Below are 24,961 nucleotides of genomic sequence, written 5' to 3'. Positions count from 1 at the left end.
CAAAAAGTCCCTCAGTTTTTAATATTTTCAAATTGTTTTCTATTGCCAGATTAATTTGCTTTAGCGACGCGCGTGTCAGCTTTTCACCGCCTTTTTGGTTAATACAAGCATCGATATAATCTCTAAGGGCATGATGTTTAAATTCAAAAATAAATTGCTCATACTCATCAACAGATGGCGAATTGATTTTAAGCATTTGATGAAGACAGCGTTGCGTACAGGTACCTGAGAGTTGTCCGCCGGTATAGGCATGTTTAGGAATAGCGCTGGGCTCTTGCTCCACACCTTTGATATAGCTAATCGTAGAGAGGATTTCGTTATAAAGAATGTCTCCATTAATTGGCTTTTTTCGGTCGTCAGTAGGAATTCTTGCTTTAAGGAGACGGGTAATAAAATGACCAACCTCAGTCTTATCCGCGTTACCTTTACCTTTACCTATTGGTGGGATTTTCCAAGTCTTTACCGGGTTATATAATTCCTTGGTTTCACCTGAGCCTTTATGGTGGTGGTTAATTCCGCCGCCTGCGTTGAAAACGGTAAACTCATAACCGCCATCTTCAGTGCGAACAAATTGATAAACCATACCATGGCCGCCACTGCGGTTTGACCATCCACCTGGCATTAATAGTTTCTGCCCTACCGGTAAGTTTTGGAGCTCGCTGGCAATGCCACTACCAAGCTTTTCAATTTCTTTGGGGATTTGAGATCCTTTAGCAATCCTATCCAATGCTTGCTCGGTCTTGAGTAAAGAGCTCATATCCTTGAACAATACTTCATATCCAGGAGGAAACCCCTTACCGCCTTTCCGCTTAAGATTTTCTAAGTATTCTTTGAGGTATAATACGGTGTTGGAAAAGTGATTACCTTCAAGCTTATAGGTACCAGAAAGGTTTGCGTCATTTTGTATATGGGCAAACAAAGAAGCATTAATTGAGACCATTTTAAACAACCAGCTGTTTTTATGTGTATTTTGCAATTATAGTTGACTAGACTTAAGTGAATATTAAAGGGTGGCAATGAGTTGTGACTAAGAAGTTTTGTATTGGACAAAAACGAATATAAATAAGGCGTAATAGTAAAGAACATGCTGCTTTTGAATGATTTAAATGATCATTTTATAAGAATAATTATTAAATATATCAATAAGTTAAGTTTTATCATATCATTAGGTAAATCTAAATTCAGTTTTTTCAAAATTTGCCGATAAGAAAAATGATCTTCGTTGGGAGTAAACCATGATTACTGCCTACATGAATAAAAAAAGACTGGTTTCTTATAAACTGGCAAGAAAAAATTTAAAATTAATTGAAAAGGCACTGTGGTTAGATTTGATTCATCCTTCTAGGCAGGAGAAAAAACTGCTTGAAGAAACGTTTGCAATAGATATCCCTACGCAAGAGGAGATGAAATCAATTGAATTATCGAGTCGCTTGTATAAGCGCAATAATACGTTATTTATGACTGCCATGATGATTGCTCATTCAACTTCCCCACAACCCATCCATGAACCAGTTACCTTCATTGTTACTGAAGAAAAGTTAATCACAATACGTTATATAGAACCACAGGCATTTCCTTTATTCGTTTCTCAAGTGGCAGACTATGAGTTGGAGCATGATGATGTGAATGTTTTATTCACTGGTTTGTTAGAAGCAATTATTGATAGGCTTGCTGATCATTTGGAGTTAGTTGGCAAAGAACTTGATGATATTTCGCAAAAAATTTTTGGCCAAGGCTACTTAACTAAAAAAGCTAAAAAGATCAATTATCAGACTGTAGTTCGTAAAATTGGTTTTTACGCCGATCTTAACAATAAAGCTCGCGATAGTTTGGTCACGTTTAATCGTCTAGTTAGTTTTTTTTCGCAATCGATAGAGGCAGAAGAAGGTATAGAGGAAGAAAAAAAATTAAGAATAGATGCAATCACTACAGATATAGAGGCATTAAGTGATTATGCGAATTTTATCTCAACTAAAGTGAGTTTTTTATTGGATGCTACATTAGGATTGATAAGCATTGATCAAAGTACCATCATTAAAATACTTTCTGTTGCTGCGGTTATTTTTCTACCGCCAACACTTATTGCGAGTATCTACGGCATGAATTTTAAATTCATGCCAGAGCTATCCTGGAAATGGGGTTATTTGTTAGCACTTATACTAATGTTTCTATCGGCAACATTTTCTTATAAATTTTTTAGGTACAAAAAGTGGCTATAGAAGCCAAGATAAGTTCAATGACTCTTTGCTATCAAGGGGCATTATGAATTTAGAGGTTAACTACCCATAGCCATAGCTTGAGGAGCTATAGACAATCCGTTTGTTGGCCAAAAAGACTCCAACAGAGTCATGGCATCACTCCTTTCAGGAGTGTGAGGTTTGGTTTTAGTGTGTATTGCCCAATGCGCTAACATTTTCATTGCCGAAGTTGTGAAAATGTTTGCATGCTTACTAGCTAAGTGAGAATAAATTTTTATTTCATCAGTGAGCCAACCTACAGGTTCAATCTTGATATCATAATCAGCAGGATATCTAAAACTAAAACCATGTTTATACCAATACACCAGCATTGGTAATTGTGATAAGTCACCGGAATAAAAGGTTCTTTCCAAAGAAACAATATACTGATGCAAATGATGCTTAAACTGCTCCATATCTTCTGGCTTAATAATCAGAATGGCTTGGTCATCATCAGATGTCTCAATCTTGATATTCCTTTTTCTAGTGTTTGCAATGGCTTGTTGCAAGCCCTTAAGTTGTGTTGTTTTAAAATCGCTATGAGAAGATGAAATCTGTTCACTGGCATACTCCACAATGAAATCGTTAATTAATTCCTCTTCGGTGTCATTTTCCTCTCTCGCCTGCAATTGGGTGAAGAATCTTCGGGAAGATATTAAGGTTGCGTCTTGGCTGACGATTTTCACTGATACTTCTGCTTGCAGGAAAAAAATTTTTAAAAACTGTTTAACGGCAGCTTCATCAGGATGCCAAAAGATTAATTTTAGAGAGGGATTTTTGGATACAATAGAGTTTAAGGTTCTAATGAGTTTATCTGTTAAGGGAACAAATGATAAATCGATTGTCGTATGTTCTCTTAAATAAGGTTGCATGGTTAAAAGCATATTCCCTGGATGAGGTGAAAGTGATAGATCGAGGAAATTGTTTCTGCGCAATTTAGCAAGTTTAGTTTTTTCAATTTCTGCGACGGGCAATATTTGATAAGCAAAGAAATTGTGGCCATCGGCAGCAGGATGAGACAAATTTTCCTGGTAGCCAAGACGCTTGGCCATTCCGGAGGTAATTAAGGGTTCACCAACACCACCCCCAATTAAGTAATCCACTTCACTGATTGCTGCCTTCATTAAGACATATCCAGCTTGAAAACCATCTTTTAAAACGAGGCGAGTAAGTGAACCTGAGAGGATCAAAACGCTGGGCCAATCTGGGTTTAACCATTTTAAGGCTTTAGCTTTTGCTATAACTTCATCAAGCTTTAGTAAGTCGCCTGGAAGAAAGTTACATTTGCCGTAATAGTTATTCAAACAGTCAGTAATATTATCGGGGTTAAAATCAAAACCGACCAGTTTAACAGGCACAGTCAGGTTATTTATCCATCGACTTTCTATCATTTTTAAAAGTTTCCCATCACCACAACCGCCATCAATGACATTAATACCTTTGCCATTCGTCTTGGACACAAAGGATTCGATACCAATGATAATTTTTTCATGCAGTTCAGAATAAAATGATGTGGGATTGGTTCTTTGTTTTTGATAATAAGAAACCATCGAGTGTGCTTGCCAATCCATGGATTTTTTATCCATCCTGGCAAAGGTTTGAATAGCGCCAGGACAATAGTGTTTAAAAAAATCGTGGATTGCTTCTAATTTTTCCGGAATGACCGAGTATATTTCTTTTTGTCCATTCTGATGGATTATATAACATGCACCATTGGCAGGTTGGTCACCGCCTCCCAATATACAATTTTTTACAATAGGTTGATAAAGCAGTCTTAATTTAATTACTTGCTTGCCATTGACCATAAAAGAGGTTGTATTTAGATTGATTTTGATATCGTAATATAGAAAGGATTGCGGGAAGGGGTAGAGGAAGGCATCTTTTCTTTCTGTAGATAAACTCTGATTGAGTAATTGTTCAAATTTTTTCACGCGTAGCCTTAAAATTTAGTTACCACAGAGGGAGGTTGTGGATGAGTGGGATTGGCTATTAATGGTACAATTTTATTATTAAGAGAACATTAATCTTACAGAAAATTCTTATTAATGACGAAGTGACTTTTTGCAAAGCGGGCATGGTAATGCTCCATAAAATAATGAAAAATTGGTGTAAAAAAATCACTGCCTGAATTTCGGCGGCATTATTTACTAAGATTGCTATAGTTGACGTATCAGTTAATTAATGACAACTTCTATGTTCACCAGCGAGATAAAAAACGATTACTATCAAGCTCTACTTGATAAAAACAAAAATTACGATGGTGTTTTTTATGTGGGGGTTAAAACGACAGGAGTTTTTTGTCGACCATCTTGTCCTGCAAGAAAACCCAAGTTTGAGCATTGTGAATTTTATAAGACGGCACAAGAAGCTCTTCTTGCTTCCTATCGACCCTGCAAACGATGCCGACCTCTCTCAAATCCCAATCAAGTATCCGATACCGTTCGCTTATTAGTTGAGGCTATAGAGTTAAATCCTGCCAAACGATGGAGAGAAAGTGACTTTGATGCTTTGTCTATTGATGTTTCAACGGCGCGCCGCCAATTCAAAAAGCGATTTGGTATGACTTTTGTAGAATATGCCCGTGCACGACGTTTGGGTTTAGCTTTGAAGCAAATTCGTCAAGGTGAATCGGTTATTGGTGCCCAACTGGATGCCGGATTTGAATCGAGTAGCGGATTTCGGGATGCATTTTCAAAAATCATGGGTGCTTCCCCCTCTTTAATGAAGAAACAGTCCCAAGTCTTAAAGTCATCATGGCTAGATACGCCTCTTGGTCCTATGGTTGCAATCGCCAATGACGAGGTACTTTATCTTTTAGAGTTTGTTGATCGTCGAGGATTAGAGCGGAAAATTGAGCGGCTAAGACAGCGTTTAAAAGCAGCAATTATTCCAGGGACAACTGAACCTATTGTTTTGATTGAACAAGAGTTAACAGCCTACTTTGAAGGTAGTTTGCAAAGGTTTAAAACGCCTGTATTTCTGTTAGGCAGCCCTTTTCAGAAAAGTGTCTGGGAAGAGTTATGTCGCATTCCCTATGGAGAAACCCGAAGCTATCGCGAGCAAGCTGTTGTGGTGGGGCGTCCCGTTGCGTATAGGGCAGTAGCCAACGCGAATGGGGCTAATCAACTTGCTATTATTATCCCATGCCATCGAATTATTAATAGCAATGGTGAGTTGGGTGGATATGGCGGTGGTCTTGCACGTAAGCGATGGCTAATAAATCATGAAAAGCAACATAAATGATTACAGCTAATCAGATTTCACCTTTTTTATCTTACCATAATTCCCATCTTTTTAAGATGAAACAAGGTTGGATTTGTTAATTTGGGCAATAGAGGTGACCCCGGTCAATGCCATAGCAATCCGCATTTCATCCGCAAAAATATTAAGAAGGTTCTCAACACCGGCTTGCCCCTTTGCTGCCAGGGCATAGGCAGGTGAGCGTCCTAACAAAACTGCTTTGGCCCCTAAAGCCAGCATCCGTACCACATCAAGACCAGAACGTACTCCGGAATCCACAAGAAGAGTAACATTATTGCCTACCGCATCGGCTATTATTGGCAGAGCTTTCGCTGTTGACAATACGCCATCGAGTTGTCGTCCTCCATGGTTAGAAACGATAATGCCGTCGGCACCGAATTTTATTGCATCTTTTGCATCTTCAGGATCGAGGATGCCTTTAAGCATCATGGGACCTTTCCAAAAATCACGTATCCATTCTAAATCAGACCAGCTAATGGAGGGGTCAAAATTTTTAGTGAGCCATCCAATGTAGTTTTCCAATCCTATATTCTTGTTTAAATACGTTGAGATATTCCCAAGGATATGTGGGCGCCCCATCATCCCTACCTTCAAAGCCCAGCCAGGTTTTAGCATGCTTTGCAGCAGACGTCTTGGCTTAGCTAAAGGACCAGACATGCCTGAATGGGCATCACGATATCTTGCTCCAGGCAGTGTCATGTCTACCGTAAAAACAAGATTTTGAACACCTGCTGCTTGGGCTCTTTCAAGCACATGTTTCATAAAGCCGCGATCTTTAAGCACATAAAGCTGAAACCAGATGGGCTGAGAGCTTTGTGAAGAAACTTCTTCTATGGAACATACAGAAACTGTCGATAGTGTAAATGGTATTTTCTTATTAGCAGCAGCTTTGGCAGCCTGTACTTCACCACGGCGAGCATACATCCCAGTAATACCTACCGGTGCTAATATTATTGGCATGGCGAGCTTTTGCCCAAACAATGCAGTTTCAAGGTTTAGGTATTCTATTTTTTTTAACACACGTTGCCGTAAAGTGACTTCAGCAAGATCGGTAATATTGGCTCTCAGTGTATATTCTGCGTAAGCACCGCCATCAATATAATCAAACAAGAATCGAGGAAGTTTACGTTTGGCAATTTTGCGGTAGTCAGTTGCTGCAGAAATTATCATGAATTCAATCCGTTTTATTATCGATGAATACCGGCCATTTCTTTTAAACGCTGAATTCGATCACTAATAGGTGGATGAGTAGCAAACAAACTGGTTAATCGTTCGCTACTTAACGGATTAACAATAAAAAGATGCGCTGTTGTGGGATGGGCCTCTGCTTGTTGAAATTGACCTTGTTGATTCGCCATTTCCAATTTACCCAGTGCGCTAGCTAGCCATAAAGGATGGCCGCACAATTTTGCGCCGCCTGTATCGGCTTCATATTCACGAGAACGAGAAACAGCCATCTGTACTAATGCTGCTGCTAAAGGAGCTAAAATCATCATCAAAATACTTGCAAAAGCATTAGGCCTATTTTCATCTGAATTTCCACCAAAGGCAGAGGTCCACATAAACATATTGGCAATGCTACTTATAGCACCTGCCAGGGTGGCGGCAATAACACTGATTAAAGTATCGCGATGAGTAACATGAGACATTTCATGTGCTAAAACACCGGTTAACTCTTCTTGCGTCAAGCGTGTTAAAAGACCTGTTGTCACGGCAATACTGGCATGCTCAGGATTACGCCCGGTAGCAAAGGCGTTAGGAGTCGGGTTATCAACGGCATAAACTTTGGGCATGGGGATTTGTGCTTTTTGGGAAAGATCCCTGATAATTTGATAGACGGGATGGGTAGTATCCAGTGGTTGTGCATTGTACATCCGCAAAACAATAGTATCCGAATACCAATAAGCACCAAAATTCATAATAAGGGCAAAACCAAAAGCAAGGATTAAGCCTGCGCGTCCACCTAAAGCATTCCCAATAACAAGTAATAGTGCAGTTAAAGCCGCAAGTAACACAAAGGTTTTCACATTATTCATTTTAATATCCGATTTAAAATGCCCCTGTGTTTTAAAGTAGGGGCATCCTTTGTTAATTTCAAGCTTTCTTTTGAAAAGCTTTGATAACCTCGGGTAAGGGCTGGCCGATAGCTGCAGAAGGTGATTTGATGGATAAAATCGCGGCTAAAGTTGGGGCAATATCTGTGGTATTCACCGGTTTGGTAATACGCTGGGCTTTAAAAGCCGCATTGACAAATAATAAGGGAACATAGCTATCATATTGCCAGGGTGTTCCATGGGATACACGTTGTTCACTCTTGTCAGCAAGGGCTTGATAGGGTGGAGGAACAAGATAAATATCACCAGAACGTTTGGGAAAGACCATCTTGGCTACTTTTGCACTCAACCAATCATGTTCAGTATTGGCTAAAGGCAGAGTATAAGCCTGGAAAATACCTGGCTGCTGACGTAAGGTTTCCGCTAAATAACTACTTACGGCATTAATGGATAATTGATGTTCATTAATGACGTCATGATTAAGATAAACATAGGGCAAAGCAATCGCCTGTAAAGTGTTTGCTGGGAGTTTAAAGTGTTTAGCCAGCGTTTGCTCGATAATTGTTTGCATTTGCGGAATTTTTAGCGAGTGGTTTTCTTTAATGTTATGCGAGGCTAGATAAATTGGTGAGTCGCTTACTCCATGGTCAGCAGTTAAAACAATCAGGGTATTATCTAGCCCAACTTGTTTATCAATTGCAGCTAATAACTTCGCTAGCGTTTTATCAAGTCTTAAGAGATTATCTTCAGACTCAAGACTGTTAGGACCAAATTGATGACCTATTGCGTCAACCGCAGAAAAGCTTATTGCTAAATAATCAACCTTCTCGCTTGTGGTGCCCAGTTTTTCATTGGTCAGAAGAGAGATAGCGAAATCCGCAGTTAATTCATCGGCAATAGGGGTCATGGATAAAAACTTGTAATAAGTTTCTGAATTAGGAGAGCCTAGGTGATGAGGGAATGAGGCTCCAAATTCTTTAAAGCGGTTTTGGAATGTTGGTGCTTTTGCATAAGTGTAAGTTGTCACAGGCGCACTTAAATTCCAGGTCTCATCTTTGGTTTCGTAATGTCTATTCCAAGTGTTAACCCATTGCGGATAGGTTGAATAATAATGCTGACTTGTGACAAAGCCGCCATTTTCTTTATCAAACCAAAATGCTTTTCCTGCGTGGCCGGCTAATGTGATTGCGGAGCGATCTTTTAATGAAACGGCAAAGGCGCGGCCTATTTGTGACAAGACAATCTCATCACTTAATGTTGAAGCTATGAGATTACGTGGTGAGCGGCCGACAACCGGTTTTTGTGAGCGTATCGTTGTTAAAATAGGACTTTGCGGATCTTCAACACAGTAAATGGGATGCTGCAATTTTCTATCGTACCAATCATTGTTAACAATTCCATGCAAGGCTGGATAACTGCCTGTGGCTATGGTTGCATGGCCAGCACAAGTGACGGTATTGGCGTGCGGATGGTGGGCATTATGATAATCAAGGCCGTGGTCGAGCAAATAGTTAAAGCCATTAGGACCAAATTTTTGATGATATCGATTAATTAAATCCCCTCTTAATTGATCAACAACAAGTTGAACTACTAATTTGGGTTGCTTGGGGGTTGCGAAAACCAACGTCGAGGAAAGAATGAATAACAGTGTCAATACTCTTTTCATGATGTTCTCAACAAAAATAAATCACGGCATCGTAAAGTAGTTTATTGAGTGGGTAAATAAAAATTTCATTCAACTGACAAAATACTAATCATGATTAATGAGCTCATAAACAGAAAACTTCTGTTGAAAACGCATTTGTTTAGTTAGAAAACAATTAAACAGTTTGTTGAGACTAAAAATGATCAGTTTATTTTTTAATTTAATCAGTAGCTTGTAAATTGATTAATCCGTTTAAAGAAAACCCATGACGAATGTCTAAAATTGGTTTACACTGGTTGGCGGTGAATGATTACACCACAACCTATTAATGGAGTTAAGGAGAGTAAAGATGGGTTTTACATTGACGTCATATGATGAGATAAAAAAGAGTTTTGATCGCGGAATTCTTACTTTTTTAGGACATCATGAAGTTGCATCAGTAGAGAAGTTACCCCCTCACCGACGTGGATTTGTTGAGTTCCTGCAACTGGCAATCAAGCAAATCGACAGCTTGCCATCCAAATCAGCTGACGACAAATTAAAGGCTACTATTTTAACTGGTTTGATGCATATCGTAGCCGATGGTCTATTGCCAAGAAGTGGTAGCCTTCTTCGCGATGTGTTGTTAGAGTCTATGGGTGTACGCGAAGAAAATAAGAAAAAAGACATCGCTGCCAATTTAATCGATGCAAATAATGCATCACGTATGATTTCCGAAGCAATGAAGTTTTATACTAATATTGTATTCCCTTCTGGACATACTGATAAAATGCTGGAACAACATGCTTTCTCTAAGATTGAAGGAATGGATTTAGTGGCATTTGAAATTAAAGCAATTGACATGGGTGGTGCTGCTCGCAAGCAAGTTTTTGCGGAAGGCCGTGCATCAATGTTACATGATGTACAAGAGCGTGAGCGCTTGGAAGCTGAGCGTAAGAAAGGTCCTTCTGTCCTCAGTAGCCTTGGCAATATGATTTGGGGCAATAACAAGAAGTCTGAAGAAGATGATGAAGAAACATTAGAAAAGACTCCTGTAGTACAATAAATAAAGCACCCTGCTTTGGCAGGGTGTTATTCCTCCACTGGGTAGCCAAGCATCACCCATTCAATGATACCACCATCTACTGAATATACTTCTTTATAGCCCATCTCCAATAAATAATTGGCAGCGAAAAGAGATCTGACACCACCTTTGCAATGTAGATAAACAGGTTGATTAAGATCGGGAATGTGAGTTTCAATGCGGCTTGGCAATTCATCTTTAGGAATATGAATCGCACCTGGAATGCGCAGAGTCTGCCATTCGTAGTGTTCTCTGACGTCAATTAAGCACAACGTGGGATTGGCATCGAGACGTTTTTTTAATTCCTGCACATTAATGGTTGCTATTTTATTTTCGTTCATAGGCGTTCTCTCTGTCTCTCACAACTGGTCTTGTCAGTGTTGAGTGGTGAATAAACCAGTAGATTGCGGCGGTAATCACACCACCAATTAAGGTTGCAAAAGCCCAGGTTGCTGCTGATACTAAAGCGGGACGTTGTCCAAGTTGGTATAAATTACCTGCATCACGGGCAACTGCACCGGCAAATAATACATGCAATAGGGCATTTATTAAAATAAGGAGATATTGAAAAGTTTGTATCTGTCCTTGGTATTGTTGAACTAAGTCAGTTACCGTCACAAAGCCTCCTGCAATTGTCTGGATTGCCGCCATGATAGCAGAAAAAGGGCTGCAATAATCAAAATGATAGCTATGATTTGTTGAAAACTCGGGAATTCGTTAAAGACTACGAATCCCCAGAATAATCCTGTTAGTGCGACCATGCCCCCCGTTAAGCTATAAAAAACAGGGCCAGCAAGACTAAGAAGGTTAAAAAAGAGTAGATAGCCAATACTGGATAAAAAGATTTCCAGAATAACAATTTGTTTTGCTGTAGTAAGAGGGCCTGTTAGTGGGTAAAAAGAATGCTGTTGTATAACAAGCGGTAAAAGTAGCAGGGTGGATGCCAGCAGCATTCCACTAGCAGCCTCAAGGGCATTTAAGTGAGGTGGTTGTTTTACAGTGATATAAACAGAGCAAAAGGCAAAGGCAAATGGGCTTAATAATGCCAAGAAAGTCCAGCTAGATATCAAGCCTTGGATTGTGGGCCCAATGATTAATAAAATGCCCCCCATTCCCATGAATAAGGCAAACATGCGCCAGGTATCAAAGTTTTCTTGCTTTACCAGCAAGGCCATTGGATAAACCAATAAAGGAACGGTATTGACCAGTACGGCAAGTAGTCCAGCTGGAATATGACTGGCTATCAAGTACATATTCGTATTAGGAATGGTAATACCTACCAGACCACAGATTAGAAAATAAAGCCAATATTGCGGGTGTAAGAAAGCACTGTTTCGAGTGACTAAGCCAATTACTGTTAATAATAAAGCAGGACCTGCAGATTGCCAAAAAGCATAACCGAAAGCAGGTACTCCATTGGTCATTGCATATCTTGCCAACGTATAACCGGATCCCCAGATAAATCCTAATGATATTAAGACTAATAAGGCAAGCAACGTTCGCTTATTCACAGTTATACCAATTCAAAGCTTATAATTGACAAGGAGTTATTCTATCACTTTAAAAACATTTTGGGGGAAATCAATGGTTTTAATAAATTGTGCATTGATTTTGTAATCATTCTATTTCTGAGCTGATTTTGCATCTGAAGAGATGAAAGATTTAAAATTAAAAAGGAATTTCATATTTTGCTTCCGAACAAACCTTAGGTTACCATCGCTTGATAATTTTTCGCAGGAGAGAGAGTATGCAAGCTAATGATGTACCAGTACCTCATCTGACCACAGCACATTGTGGGCCTCTACATCATGTAGAAAAAATTATTTTAAATCAGGTTGCTACAATTGAATCTTGGTTTAGGGAAAAATGGCAAGAAACGCCGCCATCGATTACATCCTCTGTTGATTTGCGGCATGCAGGTTTTAAACTTGCCCCAGTAGATACGAATTTATTTCCTGCGGGATTTAATAATCTTAATCGTGATTTTTTGCCTTTGTGTGTGCAGGCGATCCAATCAGTGATGGTTGATTCCATACCAAATTGTATGAAGATTTTGTTAATTCCTGAAAGCCATACACGCAACCAGTTTTATTTACAAAGCTTAAGCATTCTGCGAGACATTTTTGTCCAGGCAGGGTTTGTAGTCCGTGTGGGTAGCCTTGATCCTGAAATAATTGAACCCCAGGAGGTTCCATTAGAAGAGGGAGGGTTTTTGCGCCTAGAGCCTATTAAGCGTCAAGGCAATCGAGTGGTCCTCCCTGATTTTGATCCCTGCATTCTCTTATTAAATAACGATTTATCGTCGGGAATACCTGATATTCTACAGGGGTTAGAACAGCCTATTAGGCCTACAGCAAAATTAGGATGGGCGACACGGCTAAAATCTAGTCATTTTCATTTCTTTAATGAGGTTGCTTCTGAGTTTGCAAAATTGCTAAATATAGATCCCTGGTTAATCAACCCTTATTTCACCGCGGTAGATGGGATTGATTTTATGGCCCAAGAGGGAATCGATAGCCTGGCAGAGGAAACAGACAAGTTACTAGCACAAATAAAAGACAAATATGAGACTTATGGTATTACTGAAAAACCATTTGTTGTGGTTAAAGCAGATAATGGTACTTATGGCATGAGTGTTATGATGGTTCATGATGGGGAAGAATTAAGACAATTAAATCGCAAGCAACGTACTCGCATGGCTGCCAGCAAAGGGAGCCGTAAAGTGGAGCGCGTGATGGTTCAAGAAGGTGTTTATACTTTTGAAACGATGCCAAATGGCTCTGTGGCTGAACCTGTGGTTTATATGATAGGCCAGTTTGTCGTAGGCGGATTTTATCGAGTTCATCAAGGACGTGGCACCAACGAAAACTTGAATGCACCTGGTATGCATTTTGAGCCTTTGGCCTTTGCCCAAGCGTGTAATACTCCTCGTAGAGACCTGGATGTGATTGACTGCCCTAATCGTTTTTATGCTTATGGTGTAATAGCTCGTTTAGCAGCGTTGGCTGCTGCAAGAGAAATTGCGGCTATTCACAGGTGATACCTGGAAGTTATAAAAATATTTCTCTCACTGAGAAATTTAGGAGTTTGCAATGAAACTTGCGGTATTAATGGATCCTATACATCAATTAAAGCCGTATAAGGACACTACCCTTGCGATGCTTAAAGCGGCCCAGGCTTTAGAATGGTCTTGTTTTTATTTTACTCAAGCAGATTTATTTTGTCGTCAAGGGCGTGCTTATGCTCGCATGTTAACCATTGCAATTGGCGATTTAATGAGTAAAGAATGGGCTATAGCGAAGGAAATAGGTGAGCAAGCTTTAAGTGAAATGGATATTATTCTCATGCGTAAAGATCCTCCTTTCGATATGGAGTACATTTATGCAACCTATGCATTGGAGTTGGCAGAGAAAGAGGGTGTTTTAGTTGCCAATAAACCGCAAAGTCTTCGTGATGCTAACGAAAAATTTTTTACTTTAAATTTTCCACAATGTTGTCCGCCAACTTTGGTGAGCCGTGATATTGCCCACTTGCGTGCCTTTTGGCAAGAACATAAAAATGTAATTTTTAAACCATTGGAAGGCATGGGAGGTAATTCTGTTTTTCATGTTGATGAAAAGGCGATTAATTTATCGGTTATTTTGGAAGTATTAACAAAAGGGCAAACAGCGAGCATCATGGCGCAACTTTATATTCCAGAAATTGTCAACGCAGGAGATAAACGAATTCTGTTAATTAATGGTGAGCCTGTACCTTATGCTTTAGCTCGCATTCCTGCTAAAGGGGAATTGCGAGGAAATCTTGCTGCTGGTGCTAAAGGAGAAGTAGTTCCTATTACCGCTAGAGATAGGTGGATTTGTGAACAAATTGGACCTACTTTAAAAGCAAAAGGACTGTATTTTGTCGGTATTGACGTTATCGGAGATTATTTAACTGAAATTAATGTTACAAGCCCTACCTGTTTACAGGAGATCGCTAAAGAAACAGGATTAGAGATAGCTCAAGAATACTTGCATTGTCTGGAAAAGGCAGTAATGAAAAAAAACTCATAGCCCTTTATATTTTGATTAGCTGCTTCCTATGAATTGCAACTGTCGCCATGCTTCAAAAAGAATAATTGCCACAGAGTTAGATAAATTAAGGCTGCGACTATGAGAACACATAGGGATACGAATAGCAGTATAGCATTCTCGCAAATTTGTCGGTAAGCCTCGTGTTTCAGGACCAAAAAGCAGCAGGTCTTCATCTTGATATGCAACATTGTGGTAACCTTGTTCACCTTTTGTTGAGCAAGCAAAAATCCGTCTTTGTTGATTCTTATCAATAAAACTTTGCTCACTATCATAATGAATTACATTAGCCCATTCATGATAATCAAGACCAGCACGGCGCATCCGTTTATCGTCTAAGGTAAACCCCAAGGGATGGATAAGATGCAGCTGTGCGCCACTGTTAGCGCACAGACGAATAATATTGCCAGTATTGGGTGGTATTTCAGGTTGATACAGGGCTACGTGGAGCATGCTTAGAACTATCAGTTAATCCAGGTTTTTGGGGAGGGGTCGGATCATCATCAATATAATCACCGATTTCCTCTTGATCGTCGACATATAAGGAGCCTGTTTCCTGTTGCTCTCCGGTAATCCGAAAATTACGGTGCTGCAAATAGGCATCACGAATAAAGGCATATTTATCTAAGGCTTCATTCATTAATGCTTCAGTTTCAAACATTTGTGAGCGAAGGTCGACGTATCTCAAGCCTGCAAGTCCCCAAATGACGGCATCATTATTAATGTAAACATAGGGGCTTAACAATGTATAATCAAAAACCATTCCCATACCATCACGTATAGTACTTGGCCCTAATAAGGGAATGACAAGATAGGGTGATTTTTTATCCCCCCATTTTGCAAAAGTTAAGCCCATGTCGTTGTAATGGGGGGGGAGGCCAAAATGCTTGTCAGCAACATCAAATACCCCAGCAATTCCAAAGGTTGAATTAATTAAAAAGCGCCAACTGTCTTTGATGGCATAGCGCCATTCTGCTTGTAAAAGATCATTCGCAACGGTGGGGATCATTGCTACGTTGTTGTAAGCATTATTAATACCACCGCGAACTTGGGGTGGCAAAATCACTTTATAAAATTTTGCTGTGGGCCTTAACAAGGTAGCATCTACAGCCATGTTAAAGTTGTGAACTTTGCGATTCACGGATTCATAGGGATCTGCCGGGTTAGAACCTTTAGTCATGCATGCAGAAAGCATTAAAGAGCTAATGAGGATCGCAAAAGGCACAATTAAACGCATGATTCTTCTAATTTTTGATTTGCTGCATAAATTGATGTTACACCAGTTTAATACTCTTGGGAACTACAGTGAGCTTGGAACGAAGTCTATTAGAATACTTTAGATGTGAAATAACTTCACAAATCTTGTGATGCTCTTTTGGACGGAATTTCAAGGGTTGATGAGTGATAATCAAATCCCCGTGGCGAAGATCGCGGGGTTGTAGATTAGAATGCTAAATGGCTAACGCTGGTCTCTAAAATTTAAGAATAAAAGTCACAGGGCCATCATTACAAAGATGCACTTGCATGTCGGCACCAAATTGACCACTGGCAACATGAGTATAATTTTCTCGAGCAAGTGTGACTAATTTTGCAAATAATTCTTGCCCGGAAGCGGGTGATGCTCCTGATGAAAAGCTAGGACGTAAGCCTTTTTTGGTATCGGCAACTAAGGTAAATTGTGGGACTAATAACAAGCCTCCATCTACGTCTTTCAAGCTTAAGTTCATCTTGTCTTGAGCGTCACTAAAAATTCGATAGTTCAGAGTTCGCTCCAACATGCGCATTAAAGTTTGTAGATTGTCATCGGCTTCAAAACCACAAAGGATTAAAAGGCCTTGCGAAATGGCTCCTATGACTTTGCCATTAACTGTCACGCTAGCTTCTCGAGCTCGTTGTACTACTATCAACATACATCTAAATCCTGGTGGGCAATTTCTTTGCTCGCTGTAATTAAAGCGTCAATAATTCCTGCTTCGCGTTCTGAATGACCGGCATCACGAACAATGATGAGACTTGAGGCAGACAAGGATTGGTGTAGCTCCCAGGCACCTGCAAGGGGACAAATCATATCGTAACGGCCATGAATAAGGTAAGTGGGTATATGCCTTATTTTATTAGCATTAGAAAGTACCTGGTTTTCCTTTATAAAATAGTGGTGATTGACGTAATGAGATTCGATTTTAGCCAGCGCTAAAGCAAAATGAGGTACGCAATATTGATCAATAATACTAAGATGTGGATGCAAACTACCGCAGCGTGCTTGCCATAAAGCCCAATGTTTTGCGGCACTCATGCGAGCTAATTCATTATTGCCTTGTATTATATCGGCATAATGTTTTGGCAGATTATGAGCATCTTCAGGTACTAGGCTGATGAAGTCTTGCCAATAATCCGGGAAAAAAAGATTTGAGCCTTCATGATAGAACCAGTCAATATCTTTTTGTCGGCCCAAGAAAATTTGATGTAGCAATAATGCCCCAATTTGATGCGGAAAAAGTTGCGCATAAAGTAATGCTAAAAGAGCTCCCCAACCACCACCAAATAGCACAAATCGTGTAATCCCCAAATAATCTCGAATTGTATCAATGTCATCGAGCAAATCTTGTGTCGTATTATGACGTAGTTCTCCATGCGGGCTAGAACGACCACAGCCTCGCTGATCAAACAGTATGATGCGATAAGCTTGAGGGTCAAAAAAACGACGTAGGTAAGCATTACTACCCGCTCCGGGGCCTGGATGTAACACGATAACAGGTTTCCCTCTGGGATTTCCTATTTCTTCAATATAAAGAACATGGGGTTTGCCAACAGGCAATTCATGACGTTTATAAGGTTTAATGGCAGGATATAGAGAATGCATAGCATGCCTCAAATTTTTTTACCTAATCTTATACTGTCAATTACAAGTTGGAAAGGAGCTTGCTCCTTAATCTAATTAAGTTACGCAAAGTTTTGTCTTTGGCTGCTAAATTTAAGATAATGGAGCCATTTTAAGTTATTGAGTTTAAGTTATGACAGCACTGCTAGAAGAATTAAATGAAAGACAGCGTGAGGCGGTGACAGCACCAGTAGGAAACACCTTGGTTTTAGCAGGGGCTGGAAGTGGCAAAACACGAGTGTTAGTGAGTCGAATTGCCTGGCTTATCGAACAAGAAGGGATTTCTCCTCATGCTATTCTTGCGGTAACTTTTACTAATAAAGCTGCTGGCGAAATGAAAACCCGTTTAGGTTCAATGCTAAAGACACCTATAGTAGGTTTATGGGTAGGTACCTTCCATGGATTGTGCCATCGCTTGCTGCGCCGCCATTATGAAGATGCAAAATTACCAGAGCAATTTCATATCCTGGATAGTGAAGATCAAGCGCGAGTTATCAAACGCGTATTAGCTGCTTTGAACCTTGATGAGGATCAATGGCCTGTAAAGCAAGCTCAAGCTTTTATTAACAGTCAAAAAGACGAAGGTTTCAGGCCAGAGCATATTAACATTTTACCTTATGGTCCAACGCGCACTTTAGTACAAATCTATAAGGGTTATGAACAGGCGTGTCAAACTGCAGGTGTTATAGATTTTGCCGAGTTACTTTTACGAACTCATGAGTTATTGCGAGATAACCCTGAGATCCTGGCCCATTATCGTCATCGTTTTCAAGCTATTTTGGTCGATGAGTTTCAAGATACCAATACCACTCAATATGCCTGGATCCGTTTGCTTGCTGGTGAGCATGCTTCCGTAATGGCTGTAGGGGATGATGATCAATCTATTTATGGTTGGCGCGGAGCTAAGGTTGAGAATATTCAGCAATTTTCGCAAGACTTTAAGAATACAAAAATTATTCGTCTTGAACAAAACTATCGTTCAACATCCACCATTTTGGATGCTGCCAATGCCTTGATAACTCATAACAATTCACGAATGGGCAAAAATTTATGGACTGCTGGTGCTGCAGGCGAAAAGATTGCAGTTTACGGTGCATTTAATGAATTAGATGAAGCTCGATTTGTCAGTGAGCGGATCATGATGGAAATTAATAATGGCCGTAGTAGCGACGAAATTGCCATTCTTTACCGCTCAAATGCTCAGTCTCGAGTAATTGAAGAGGCGTTATTGCGAGCAGGAATTGCTTATCGCATTTACGGCGGCGTGCGTTTCTTTGAACGTGCGGAAATTAAAGACACTCTCGCTTATTTACGATTGATTGCTAATCCTTACGATGATACTGCATTTGAGCGGATTGTTAATTTCCCTACACGGGGTATTGGTGAGAAAACACTTGAAGAGTTGCGCCATCTTGCTAAGGCAGAAGAAATGTCATTGTGGCAGGCTGCAAAGGCTGTTTTAAAGGAAGGGCTGTTACCTAATCGTGCTGCTATTGCGCTTACGAAATTTGTTGAGTTGATTGAAACATTACAATTGCATACTGCAGAACAAGAATTAGATGAGCAGATTGGTACAGTGATTGAGAGTAGTGGTTTGTACGCGCATTTTGGAAAAATCAAAGGAGACAAAGCCGAGTCACGATTAGATAACTTGCAAGAGTTAGTCAATGCTGCCAAACAGTTCCGCTATGAGCAAGAAATTGAAGAGGAGCTACCTCTATTAGTGGCTTTTCTCGCCCATGCCTCATTGGAAGCAGGCGAAATGCAGGCTGCTGAAGATGAGCGGTCAGTACACCTTATGACTCTTCATGCGGCGAAAGGGTTAGAGTTTCCTTTGGTTTTTTTAGTCGGGATGGAAGAAGGGGTATTCCCAGGAAAGCAAAGTATTGAGGAACCTGGTCGCCTCGAGGAAGAGCGTAGGCTTTGTTATGTTGGTATGACTCGAGCAATGGAAAAATTAGTATTATCGTATGCCGAAGTGCGTCGTCAGTATGGTCGTGAAGAATACCATCGTCGTTCTCGTTTTTTGCGTGAGTTACCAGAAGAGCTGCTAGATGAGGTTCGGGTTAAAGCGCGCTTTCAAGCCCCATTGTCTTCTAAGACTATGTCGGCAGTGGCTGCAGAAGAGGTTGGATTAAAACTTGGTCAGAATGTAAGTCATGCTAAATTTGGGCAAGGAGTGGTATTGGCTGTTGAAGGTAGTGGAGCGCATACGCGTGTGCAAGTAAAATTTGCAGATCACGGATCCAAATGGCTGGTTTTAGCCTATGCTAATTTAACGCTTCTTGAGGATTACGCATCTTTTTAAGCTATTACAGCAGTATAAATATTGAATTTAACTCAAGCAGGTGCTACGTTTCTGTTGGCGAAAATCTAAGGGTCCGTTATCGAGCGTATTCACGGCTGACCCGGTAATTTTTTCGTAATTTAGATGATTAATTTAATACAAGGGGAAGGGCGTGAAATTTACAAGTTTATTGACTGCTGGAGTATTGGCAACAGCAGTGGTATCACCATCTGCTATCGCAGCTAGTGCGTCGTCAGATGCTATGTCTGCAACACAAAAAAAAGAAATCGAAAAGGTAATCCATGATTATTTAGTAAATAATCCAGAAGTATTATTAGAAGCATCCCAGGCATTACAACAAAAACAACAACAGGCCATGCAAGAGCAGGCTCAGGCTGCTATCAAAGATAATGCAAATCAATTACTAAATGATAACCTTACCGTCGTTGGTAACCCCAAAGGGAATGTGACTTTAGTTGAGTTTTTTGATTATCAATGTATCCATTGTAAAAAAATGGCTCCTGTCATCAGTGAATTAATCAAAAAAGATAATAACTTGCGTGTGGTTTATAAAGAGTTTCCTATATTCGGTAAAAGTTCTGATATGGCTTCCCGAGTCGCGCTAGCTGCGGCCATGCAGGGCAAATATAAAGAAATGCATGAAGCTTTAATCAAGCAAGATAAGCGTTTGAATGATCAAGTTGTCATGGATACAGCTAAATCTATTGGCTTGGATATGACAAAATTAAAAGCAGACATGGAAAGTAAAACTGTTACGGATGCTTTGGATGCGAATCGTCAACTCGCAGAGAAGTTGCATCTAATGGGCACGCCGGCCTTTATTATTGCAGCTACACCTGCAGGACAATTAAAGTCTAACAGCACCCCGACATTTATTCCTGGTGCTGCAAGTGAAGAATCTTTGCTAGAGATTATTAAAAAAACTGCTAGTAGTAATTAACGAGCAATTAGTCTAGTCCTCTACGAGGGCTAGACATAAATTCAGAGTAGTCTGCAAATCAGTATGTGTCTTTAATCTCCAAGTTGTAGCTTTGCGTTCATAGGGTTTACAGATTAGGTTGTTAGTGATAAGGCAATAACCCTATCGCGGATTAATCTTGGGCAATCTTGACGGCCATTTGCCGTAAATTTCGATGTATTTTCTTCTTCTATAAACTAAAAAAGTGTTACTATCGGGGCCATCTAGTAGTATCGAGATAAATATGACAAAGCCGAGTACATTTCAAGAAATTATTTTGACGTTGCAGCAGTTTTGGGCGGCGCAAGGGTGTGTAATATTGCAACCTTTAGATATGGAGGTTGGTGCAGGCACCTTCCATCCGGCTACCTTTTTGCGAGCAATAGGACCTGAGCCGTGGTCAGCTGCGTATGTACAACCTTCTCGTCGACCCACTGACGGACGTTATGGTGAAAACCCGAATCGTGTGCAGCATTATTATCAATTTCAAGTGGTACTGAAACCTTCTCCTTTGGACATTCAAGAAAAATATCTTAATTCCTTGCGTGCTCTTGGTGTGGATCCACTTGCTGATGATATTCGCTTTGTTGAAGATAACTGGGAGTCACCAACCCTAGGGGCTTGGGGCTTGGGTTGGGAAGTTTGGCAAAATGGCATGGAAGTATCCCAGTTTACTTATTTCCAACAGGTAGGTGGATTAGCTTGTAAGCCAGTTACAGGCGAGTTGACCTATGGCCTTGAGCGTATAGCGATGTTTGTTTTAGGGGTTGATAATCTGTTTGAGTTGCCTTGGAGTAAAACAGCTCAAAATATAGTCACTTATGGTGATGTTTTTCATCAAAATGAAGTTGAAATGTCTGCCTATAATTTCGAGCACGCCAATGTAGAGGCTTTATTTAAGCAGTTTGACTATTATGAGGAAGAGGCACAGAAACTGGTTGCCTTAAATCTTCCCCTGCCTGCTTATGAGATGGTTATGAAAGCTTCGCATGCATTTAATTTACTCGATGCAAGACGGGCTATTTCCGTCACTGAGCGCCAACGATATATTCTGCGAGTACGACATTTATCAAGAGCGGTCGCGCAAGCTTATTATGATGCGCGAGAAGCGCTGGGATTTCCTATGCAAAAGGTGTGTTAATGGCAAATGATTTTCTATTTGAATTAGGATGTGAAGAACTTCCTTCTGGTGCAGTATGGCCTTTAACTGAAGCTTTAACTGCTAATCTTCTCGCAGCGATGGATAAGGCTCAACTTAGCTATGGCAAAGTTAAGTCATTTGCCACACCAAGACGGTTAGCTGTACTAATCACAGAGCTTCAGGAAGAACAGCCAAGTCAAACTTTATCTCGTCGAGGGCCTGCTGTGGCAGCGGCCTATGATTCTAATGGGAAACCTTCTCCAGCATTGCTTGGTTTTGCCAAATCTTGTGGTGTAGAGGTAGAGGCGCTTTCTGTTAGTAAGACAGATAAAGGCGAATGGTTGGTTTATGAAACCCAAAGTCAAGGCGCTAAAACTAAAGATTTATTACCGCATTTAATTGAACAAGCAATTAGTGATTTACCGATTGCTAAGCCTATGCGCTGGGGGAGTGGGGACGCTGAGTTTGCTCGTCCAGTTCATTGGGCTGTATTATTATTCGGTCAAGAAGTAATTCTCAGTGAAATTTTAGGCGTGCAGACGGGGCGTCTTTCTTATGGCCATCGTTTCCATCATCCACAAGCTGTGGAGATTGCTAAACCTCAGGATTATGAGTCATTATTACGGCAAGCATATGTTATTGCGGATTTCGCTACACGCCGTGCAATGATTAGTGAGCAAGTGGAACAGCTTGCAGCAAAACACAATGCTCAGCCAATCATGCCTGAAAATTTACTTGATGAAGTGACGTCAATTGTTGAGTGGCCACAGGCTCTTCTCGCAAATTTCGAACAAGAGTTTCTACAAGTTCCTTCTGAAGCCTTGATTGCCTCAATGCAATCGCATCAAAAATGTTTTGCTTTGCAAGGCAACTCAGGAAAATTATTGCCTCATTTTATTACAGTTGCGAACATTAATAGTTCAAATCCGCAGCAAGTGGCAATGGGAAATGAGAAGGTTATGCGGGCACGTTTAAGTGATGCAGCCTTTTTCTTTCATCAAGACCAGAAAGAACCTTTAAGCCATCATATTCCTGCGACAGATAAGGTTATCTTCCAAGCAAAATTAGGTACTTTGCGTGATAAGACTGACCGTGTCCAGGAAGTGCTAGAGATGTTATGTGCTCCTCTCAATTTAAATAAACAGCAAGCCAGTCGCGCAGCGCAATTATCTAAATGTGATTTGATGACAGGGATGGTTGGAGAATTTCCTGAGTTGCAGGGCTTGATGGGATACTATTATGCTTGTCACGATGGGGAGTCTATAGAGGTCGCTGTTTCATTAAATGAACAATATATGCCCCGTTTTGCTGCTGACAAATTGCCAGACTCTCCACTAGGGTTGGCGATGTCATTGGCTGATAGATTGGATACGTTAGTAGGTATTTTTGCGATAGGACAAAAGCCGTCAGGAGTAAAAGATCCTTTTAAATTGCGCCGCCATGCTTTAGCTGTCGCGCGATTATTGATTTCGACTCCGGCTAAACTTAATTTATCGCATCTTATTGCTGAGACAGTAAAAATTTATGGGGATAAGTTACCTAGAGATACTATTGCCACAGCAGAATTGCAACCTTTTATTCTTGAACGAATGCAATCCTATTACCATAGCCAAAATATTAGTGTCGATCTTTTTCAGGCTGTACGTGCTCGGCAAGAAGATTGGCTTTATGATTTTGATAAACGTATCATGGCATTGGCTGAATTTACTTTACTTCCGGAGGCCATTGTATTATCTGCTGCCTGTAAACGGGTCAATAATTTATTGCAGCAAGCTGAGCTATCGATAAATAATATGCCTATCAATGAGGACTTACTTGAAGAAGGTGTAGAAAAATCGCTATTTACTCATCTTCGTACGATGGAAGAGGCTGTTAAGCCGCTTTATGAAGCAGCCGATTATAAAAATATTCTGACAAAGCTTGCCAGTTTGCGAGAGCCGGTTGATGCATTTTTTGAGCATGTTATGGTTATGGTGGAGGAAGAAGCAATCAAGAAAAACAGACTACAGTTACTAGCTCGTCTACAAAACCTCTTGCAGGGAGTTGCGGACATTTCTTTGTTGCAGTTAAATCAATGAACAAAGTAATCCTGCTAGATAGGGATGGGGTAATTAATCAGGATTCCTTGCACTATATTAAATCAGTCGAGGAGTTTATTTTTTTGCCCGGGAGCATCGATGCTATCGTTCGTTTGACAAAAGCAGGATATCGTATTGGTGTTGCTACCAATCAGTCAGGGGTTTCACGAGGACTTTATGATGAAGCTGAACTGGCAGCGATTCATGCGAAATTATTACATGAAGTGCGGGCTGCTGGTGGTGAGATTGAGGCCATTGAATATTGTGTGCATATGCCAGATGCTGGATGTGATTGTCGTAAGCCGCAGCCTGGTATGCTGCGTGCTCTTGCCAAGCGTCTGCACAGTTCTTTAACCGGTGTGCCTTTTGTTGGTGATCGGGTTTCCGATATCCAGGCTGCAGAAGCTTCAGGGGCAATGCCGATGGTCGTGCTCTCACCCATGACTGATCGAGTAGGATTGCAGAATTATCCTTATGTTCCCATTTTTCATTCATTAACTGAGTGTGTTGATTTTTTACTGGTTACAAATGATTAATGAAATTGCTATTGCTTATGACGGTGAGGGTCAATTAGAGCGTGCAAAAGAGCTCGCCAAGCTATTAAATTTACCTATTGATAATTTAGCCAAGCAACAACTATTAGTAACCGCTGACAAGCTTGTATTGAAGATGAATGATTTTGCCCCCTTGTGCGCTGATTTTACCCTCTCCACTTGGCGGAAGCGTCGCGATGCAGGAAAAAAACAGGGTTTGGTTCGTGCTTGCAAACCAGCACCGGCGGTTCGTATCATTGATGCAACAGCAGGTTGGGGACGTGATGCTGCAGTATTGGCTAGTTTTGGAGCTGAGGTTCTCATGCTGGAGCGACAACCTATTCTGGCGGCATTGTTAGACGATGCTTTAGCTCATCGAGACGAGCGTTCTAAACAAATGATGAATCTTAAATTACGTCATATTGATGCTTTTGACTTTCTCCAGGGTTTGTCTGAAGCAGAGTATCCTGAAGTGATTTACATCGATCCCATGCATCCAGAACGGCAAAAGGCTGCACTGGTAAAAAAAAATATGCAGGTATTACAACAGTTAATTGCTCGAGATGATAATGTAGTTGAGTTACTACAGCTCGCCAAAGCAAGGGTTAAAAATAGGGTGGTGGTGAAATGGCCGCAGCATTTATCTGCAATTTTGAAGCCGAGTTCAACTATTACCGGAAAAACTGTACGCTTTGATATTTATTTTCCTTAACCAGCTATTCCGCAGAATTGTCC

23 protein-coding genes are annotated in these 24,961 nt (G+C 40.5%); 11 read left to right on the top strand and 12 right to left on the bottom strand.

Features of this window, described 5'->3' with window-relative positions; genetic code table 11:
- A partial coding sequence (locus Lbru_RS05510) for a hypothetical protein (RefSeq protein ID WP_193786911.1) occupies nucleotides 1-940 on the bottom strand: 940 nt, incomplete at its 3' end.
- Nucleotides 941-1,235: 295 nt separating this feature from the next.
- On the opposite strand from Lbru_RS05510, the gene Lbru_RS05505 reads away from it, so the two are divergent.
- On the top strand, nucleotides 1,236-2,219 hold the full coding sequence (locus Lbru_RS05505) for a magnesium transporter CorA family protein (protein WP_058441189.1): 984 nt from the start codon (nucleotides 1,236-1,238) through the stop codon (nucleotides 2,217-2,219).
- Nucleotides 2,220-2,275: 56 nt separating this feature from the next.
- On the opposite strand, the gene Lbru_RS05500 is transcribed toward Lbru_RS05505, so the two are convergent.
- Nucleotides 2,276-4,168 carry a class I SAM-dependent methyltransferase gene (locus tag Lbru_RS05500; RefSeq protein WP_058441188.1) on the bottom strand — a complete coding sequence of 631 codons (1,893 nt, stop codon included), beginning with the start codon at nucleotides 4,166-4,168 and terminating at the stop codon, nucleotides 2,276-2,278.
- Between the two features lie 262 nt (nucleotides 4,169-4,430).
- Between Lbru_RS05500 and Lbru_RS05495 the strand changes: the two genes are divergently transcribed.
- Entirely contained in the window at nucleotides 4,431-5,480 is a 1,050-nt protein-coding gene (locus tag Lbru_RS05495) for a bifunctional transcriptional activator/DNA repair enzyme AdaA (protein WP_058441187.1), read from the top strand.
- Nucleotides 5,481-5,531: 51 nt separating this feature from the next.
- On the opposite strand, the gene lldD is transcribed toward Lbru_RS05495, so the two are convergent.
- Genes lldD through Lbru_RS05480 form a run of 3 tightly spaced genes read right to left on the bottom strand, consistent with a single transcriptional unit; the run spans nucleotide 5,532 to nucleotide 9,218 of the window.
- Nucleotides 5,532-6,668, bottom strand: coding sequence for an FMN-dependent L-lactate dehydrogenase LldD (lldD, locus tag Lbru_RS05490; protein ID WP_058441186.1), 1,137 nt, complete (start codon nucleotides 6,666-6,668; stop codon nucleotides 5,532-5,534).
- 17 nt (nucleotides 6,669-6,685) lie between these two features.
- Nucleotides 6,686-7,534 (bottom strand): zinc metalloprotease HtpX, encoded by an 849-nt coding sequence (htpX, locus tag Lbru_RS05485; RefSeq protein ID WP_058441185.1) that lies wholly within the window; start codon nucleotides 7,532-7,534, stop codon nucleotides 6,686-6,688.
- Between the two features lie 58 nt (nucleotides 7,535-7,592).
- A complete protein-coding gene (locus tag Lbru_RS05480) occupies nucleotides 7,593-9,218 on the bottom strand; it encodes an alkaline phosphatase family protein (RefSeq protein WP_058441184.1) in 1,626 nt (541 codons plus the stop codon).
- Between the two features lie 328 nt (nucleotides 9,219-9,546).
- Between Lbru_RS05480 and Lbru_RS05475 the strand changes: the two genes are divergently transcribed.
- A complete protein-coding gene (locus Lbru_RS05475; protein ID WP_058441183.1) occupies nucleotides 9,547-10,242 on the top strand; it encodes a hypothetical protein in 696 nt (231 codons plus the stop codon).
- 26 nt (nucleotides 10,243-10,268) lie between these two features.
- Here the strand turns inward: Lbru_RS05475 and Lbru_RS05470 are convergent, their stop codons facing one another.
- The 3 genes from Lbru_RS05470 to Lbru_RS05460 are packed head-to-tail and all read right to left on the bottom strand — an operon-like array spanning nucleotide 10,269 to nucleotide 11,771.
- Entirely contained in the window at nucleotides 10,269-10,601 is a 333-nt protein-coding gene (locus Lbru_RS05470; protein ID WP_058441182.1) for a rhodanese-like domain-containing protein, read from the bottom strand.
- Nucleotides 10,588-10,878 carry a hypothetical protein gene (locus tag Lbru_RS05465; RefSeq protein WP_238583826.1) on the bottom strand — a complete coding sequence of 97 codons (291 nt, stop codon included), beginning with the start codon at nucleotides 10,876-10,878 and terminating at the stop codon, nucleotides 10,588-10,590. The genes Lbru_RS05470 and Lbru_RS05465 overlap by 14 nt, the downstream gene beginning before the upstream one ends.
- Nucleotides 10,875-11,771: a DMT family transporter gene (locus Lbru_RS05460; protein ID WP_058441180.1), complete on the bottom strand. Its 897-nt coding sequence runs from the start codon at nucleotides 11,769-11,771 to the stop codon at nucleotides 10,875-10,877. Before Lbru_RS05460 ends, Lbru_RS05465 begins: the two co-directional genes overlap by 4 nt.
- 236 nt (nucleotides 11,772-12,007) lie before the next feature.
- Between Lbru_RS05460 and gshA the strand changes: the two genes are divergently transcribed.
- On the top strand, nucleotides 12,008-13,300 hold the full coding sequence (gene gshA / locus Lbru_RS05455; RefSeq protein ID WP_058441179.1) for a glutamate--cysteine ligase: 1,293 nt from the start codon (nucleotides 12,008-12,010) through the stop codon (nucleotides 13,298-13,300).
- Nucleotides 13,301-13,352: 52 nt separating this feature from the next.
- Complete coding sequence (gene gshB / locus Lbru_RS05450) at nucleotides 13,353-14,312, top strand: glutathione synthase (RefSeq protein ID WP_058441178.1); 960 nt, start codon at nucleotides 13,353-13,355, stop codon at nucleotides 14,310-14,312.
- A gap of 15 nt (nucleotides 14,313-14,327) precedes the next feature.
- On the opposite strand, the gene trmL is transcribed toward gshB, so the two are convergent.
- The 4 genes from trmL to pip all read right to left on the bottom strand — a co-directional run bounded on the left by trmL (nucleotide 14,328) and on the right by pip (nucleotide 17,190).
- Nucleotides 14,328-14,783 (bottom strand): tRNA (uridine(34)/cytosine(34)/5-carboxymethylaminomethyluridine(34)-2'-O)-methyltransferase TrmL, encoded by a 456-nt coding sequence (gene trmL / locus Lbru_RS05445; RefSeq protein ID WP_058441177.1) that lies wholly within the window; start codon nucleotides 14,781-14,783, stop codon nucleotides 14,328-14,330.
- Complete coding sequence (locus tag Lbru_RS05440) at nucleotides 14,755-15,567, bottom strand: MlaA family lipoprotein (RefSeq protein ID WP_083500832.1); 813 nt, start codon at nucleotides 15,565-15,567, stop codon at nucleotides 14,755-14,757. Before Lbru_RS05440 ends, trmL begins: the two co-directional genes overlap by 29 nt.
- Nucleotides 15,568-15,802: 235 nt before the next feature.
- Nucleotides 15,803-16,240: a D-aminoacyl-tRNA deacylase gene (gene dtd, locus Lbru_RS05435; RefSeq protein ID WP_058441176.1), complete on the bottom strand. Its 438-nt coding sequence runs from the start codon at nucleotides 16,238-16,240 to the stop codon at nucleotides 15,803-15,805.
- A complete protein-coding gene (gene pip / locus Lbru_RS05430) occupies nucleotides 16,234-17,190 on the bottom strand; it encodes a prolyl aminopeptidase (protein ID WP_058441175.1) in 957 nt (318 codons plus the stop codon). Before pip ends, dtd begins: the two co-directional genes overlap by 7 nt.
- Before the next feature lie 151 nt (nucleotides 17,191-17,341).
- On the opposite strand from pip, the gene uvrD reads away from it, so the two are divergent.
- From uvrD to Lbru_RS05400, 6 genes are all read left to right on the top strand, one after another.
- Nucleotides 17,342-19,516, top strand: coding sequence for a DNA helicase II (gene uvrD, locus Lbru_RS05425; protein ID WP_058441174.1), 2,175 nt, complete (start codon nucleotides 17,342-17,344; stop codon nucleotides 19,514-19,516).
- A gap of 151 nt (nucleotides 19,517-19,667) precedes the next feature.
- A complete protein-coding gene (locus Lbru_RS05420) occupies nucleotides 19,668-20,456 on the top strand; it encodes a DsbA family protein (RefSeq protein WP_058441173.1) in 789 nt (262 codons plus the stop codon).
- Nucleotides 20,457-20,718: 262 nt separating this feature from the next.
- Nucleotides 20,719-21,615 (top strand): glycine--tRNA ligase subunit alpha, encoded by an 897-nt coding sequence (gene glyQ / locus Lbru_RS05415; RefSeq protein ID WP_058441172.1) that lies wholly within the window; start codon nucleotides 20,719-20,721, stop codon nucleotides 21,613-21,615.
- Nucleotides 21,615-23,693 (top strand): glycine--tRNA ligase subunit beta, encoded by a 2,079-nt coding sequence (gene glyS / locus Lbru_RS05410; RefSeq protein ID WP_058441171.1) that lies wholly within the window; start codon nucleotides 21,615-21,617, stop codon nucleotides 23,691-23,693. The genes glyQ and glyS overlap by 1 nt, the downstream gene beginning before the upstream one ends.
- On the top strand, nucleotides 23,690-24,229 hold the full coding sequence (gene gmhB, locus Lbru_RS05405) for a D-glycero-beta-D-manno-heptose 1,7-bisphosphate 7-phosphatase (protein WP_058441170.1): 540 nt from the start codon (nucleotides 23,690-23,692) through the stop codon (nucleotides 24,227-24,229). The genes glyS and gmhB overlap by 4 nt, the downstream gene beginning before the upstream one ends.
- Complete coding sequence (locus tag Lbru_RS05400) at nucleotides 24,225-24,938, top strand: class I SAM-dependent methyltransferase (protein ID WP_420795314.1); 714 nt, start codon at nucleotides 24,225-24,227, stop codon at nucleotides 24,936-24,938. Before gmhB ends, Lbru_RS05400 begins: the two co-directional genes overlap by 5 nt.
- The last annotated feature ends 23 nt before the right edge of the window (nucleotides 24,939-24,961 follow it).

It is taken from the genome of Legionella brunensis, assembly GCF_001467025.1.
GTDB lineage: Bacteria > Pseudomonadota > Gammaproteobacteria > Legionellales > Legionellaceae > Tatlockia > Tatlockia brunensis.
This window is presented reverse-complemented; position numbering and strand designations above follow the sequence as displayed.